Source organism: Psychrobacter proteolyticus (assembly GCF_038155145.1).
Classification (GTDB): Bacteria; Pseudomonadota; Gammaproteobacteria; order Pseudomonadales; family Moraxellaceae; genus Psychrobacter; species Psychrobacter proteolyticus_B.
The window spans coordinates 1-212 of record NZ_JBAKAY010000201.1; the positions used below are offsets into that span (position 1 = coordinate 1).

Here is a 212-nt window from a genome sequence, read left to right on the forward strand (position 1 = left end):
GGAGGGTGATCACCCTTCATTGCACTAAATCATTTCTTTTAAAGAGTTGCATGAAGCTGTCTGCCGGTTGGGTAATTCATTGCTCAAGCTTGGCGTTGTAAAAGGTGAGCGCGTAACGCTATATATGCCGATGATACCGGAAGACATGGTAGCGATGCTGGCATGTGCGCGTATTGGTGCGGTTCATTCAGTGGTGTTTGGTGGTTTTTCTG

General features: G+C 47.2%; 1 pseudogene. It reads left to right on the forward strand.

The annotated features are described in order from the left end of the window. Positions 1 to 212: pseudogene (locus V6252_RS13525) on the forward strand (AMP-binding protein); the annotation flags it as partial.